The 2,977-nt window shown below is 66.1% G+C and carries 2 protein-coding genes; both read left to right on the top strand.

Features of this window, described 5'->3' with window-relative positions; all coding sequences use genetic code 11:
- Positions 1–340 precede the first annotated feature (340 nt).
- Entirely contained in the window at positions 341–2,524 is a 2,184-nt protein-coding gene (locus tag AAGA11_22945) for a malate synthase G (GenBank protein ID MEM9605732.1), read from the top strand.
- Positions 2,525–2,535: 11 nt separating this feature from the next.
- Positions 2,536–2,977: helix-turn-helix domain-containing protein (locus AAGA11_22940; protein MEM9605731.1), on the top strand; the 442-nt coding region annotated here is incomplete at its 3' end.

Below are 2,977 nucleotides of genomic sequence, written 5' to 3'. Positions count from 1 at the left end.
TGGCACGTGCGTTTCACGCTCTGGCTGACCCGGGGGATACCGCTTCCCGGTTAACCTGTTTGGGTTACGGTACCACCGGGTAGCGCAAAATGACACATTCGCAAGCCTTTTTTTTCAGGTAATTCAGTCAATTATTTGGCATCTCTGTACCAAATCCCTCATGTAATACGTGAGAACTTTCCACATTGTGGAATGTAATTCCAAAATATATTGCACGCTGCGTGGCCGCCCAGTAGGCTTGTCGGATCGGGCGGCCGCTTGCAGGTGCACGGCGGCGTGCCCCCCTGTCATTCGCCGGGCAGCGCGTGCGCGTGCCGGCCACACCAGAGAGACCGTAGCCATGTCAGAACGTGTCACCGTCGCCGGACTGCAAATCGCCAAGCCCCTCTACGACCTCGTCGACACCGAGGTGCTCGCCGGACTCGCCATCGACAGCGCGCAGTTCTGGTCGGGTTTCGCGACGATCGTCGCCGAGCTCGGCCCGCGCCGGGCAGCCCTGCTCGCAAAACGCGACACCTTGCAGGAGCAGATCGACGCCTGGTACCGCGAGCGCCAAGGCGAGGTGCCGTCCTTCGACGACACCCACGCCTTCCTCAGCGGCATTGGCTACCTGGCCGAGCGGCCGGACGCGGTGGCCGTGCGCACCGCGAACGTCGACAGCGAGATTGCCGACGTGGCGGGGCCACAATTGGTGGTTCCGGTGTCCAATGCCCGCTTCGCGCTGAACGCGGCCAACGCACGCTGGGGCAGCCTCTACGACGCCCTCTACGGCACCGACGCGATTGACGAGGACGACGGCAAAGGGCGCGCTGGCGGCTACAACCCCCAGCGCGGGGCGGCTGTGGTCGCCGAGGCCGCTGCCTTCCTCGACCGGGCGCTGCCGCTCGCCGACGGCAGCCATGCCGCGGCCACGGGCTACCGAATTGAAGCGGGCGAGGTGGTTGTCACGACCGCGGACCGCGGCGACCAGGCACTCGCTCGACCCGCTCAGTGGATCGGACACGCCGGTGACGGCGAGCCGCACAGCCTGGTGTTCGTCAACAACGGGCTGCACGTGGTGCTGCAGTTCGACCGCGAGCACCCGATCGGCTCGGCCTCGCCGAGTGGGCTGAAAGACGTCATGGTCGAGTCGGCGCTGACGGTCATTCAGGACTGCGAAGATTCGGTGGCGGCGGTCGACGCCGAGGACAAAGTCGGCGTCTACCGGAATTGGCTCGGCCTGATGAAAGGCGACCTCGAACAGAGCCTCGAGAAGGGCGGCAAGACCATCGTCCGTCGCTTGAACGATGACTTGCGTTTCACCGGGCGCGACGGCGGCGAGCTCGTGCTCAAGGGCCGCTCATTGATGCTGGTGCGCAATGTCGGCTTGTTGATGCCAACCGACGCGGTGCTGGACGGCGACGGCAACCCGGTCTCGGAGTGCTTCATGGACGCGTTGGTCACCTCCGCCTGTGCCGTGCACGACCTGAACAAGGGCGGGCAGGGCACCTGCAACAGCCGCAGCGGCAGCGTCTACATCGTCGAGCCGAAGATGCACGGGCCCGAAGAGGTCGCCCTGATCAACGCCCTGTTCGGGCAGGTCGAGCGGGTTCTGGGCCTTGCGGCCCACACCCTCAAGGTTGGGGTGATGGACGAGGAACGCCGCACGACGGTGAACCTCGGCGCCTGCATCGAGCAGGTTGCCGATCGCCTGGTGTTCATCAACACCGGCTTCCTCGACCGCACCGGCGACGAGATCCACACGCTGATGGAACTCGGTCCGGTTCTGCCCAAAGCCGACATCAAAGGCGAGCCCTGGATTGCTGCGTACGAAGCGAACAACGTCGACGTCGGGCTGCGTTCGGGCTTGCGCGGACGCGCGCAGATCGGCAAAGGCATGTGGGCCATGCCCGACGCCATGCGCGCGATGCTCGACACCAAGCAGAACCACCCCGAGGCCGGCGCCAACTGCGCTTGGGTACCGTCGCCCACCGCGGCCACGCTGCACGCGACGCACTACCACAGTGTGTCGGTGCACAGTGTGCAGGACGCCATCGCCGACCGTGAACCGGCAGCGCTCGCGGACATCATGACCCTGCCACTGCTCGGCGGGCGCAACCTCAGCGACGAGGAGATCCGATCGGAGATCGACAACAACTGCCAGGGCATCCTCGGCTACGTCGTGCGTTGGGTCGACCAGGGCGTCGGGTGCTCGAAGGTGCCCGACATCCACAACATCGAACTCATGGAAGACCGTGCCACGCTGCGCATTTCCAGTCAGCACCTCGCCAACTGGTTGCGGCACGGTGTGATCACCACGGAGCAGGTCGAGGAAGCGCTGCAGCGCATGGCCGGGGTGGTTGACGGGCAAAACGACAGCGACCCGCTCTACGAGCCGATGGCCGGCCACTTCGACACCAGTATCGCCTACGCCGCGGCCCACGACCTGATCTTCAAGGGCTGTGAGCAGCCGAGCGGTTACACCGAGCCGCTGTTGCATGCGCGCCGCGCCGAGAAGAAAGCGCAAGCCCGGTCTGCGGGCTGAGCTGCGTCGCTGTGGCGGTTGCCAGTGTCGAGGCATCGAATGGCGGCACGGTTCAGTCACTGAGCCGGGCCTTCGGGCTGCTCTCGCGGCTGGGCGAGATGCCCGCCGGGTTGAGCCTCGCCGAGCTCGCCGCCGACACGGGCCTCGCGCCCTCGACCGCGCACCGCTTGCTCAACAGCATGCGTGCGCTCGGCTTCGTCGACCTCGACGAGGTCACCGGCCTCTGGAGCGTCGGGTTGCAGGCGTTCACCGTCGGCACCGCCTACCTCAACCGCCGTGACTTCATCTCCGAGGCGCGGCCGGTGCTGAAGTCGCTCGTGGCCGAGACCGGCGAAACCGCAAACCTGGCCGTGCTGCACGGCGGGCGCCATGTGTTTGTTGCGCAGGTCGAGTGTCAGCAAGTGATGCGGATGGTGGCGCAGCTCGGCAAGCCGGGGGCCTCGCACGCCTCGG

The sequence above is a fragment of the Pseudomonadota bacterium genome (genome assembly GCA_039196715.1).
GTDB lineage: Bacteria > Pseudomonadota > Gammaproteobacteria > CALCKW01 > CALCKW01 > CALCKW01.
Note: the sequence above shows the minus strand (reverse complement) of the source record. Positions and strands in the feature narration are given on the sequence as shown.

Bases quoted from the DNA above. Each gene is read 5' to 3' on its own strand.
- AAGA11_22945 (MEM9605732.1), top strand. From the start codon at position 341: ATGTCAGAACGTGTCACCGTCGCCGGACTGCAAATCGCCAAGCCCCTC.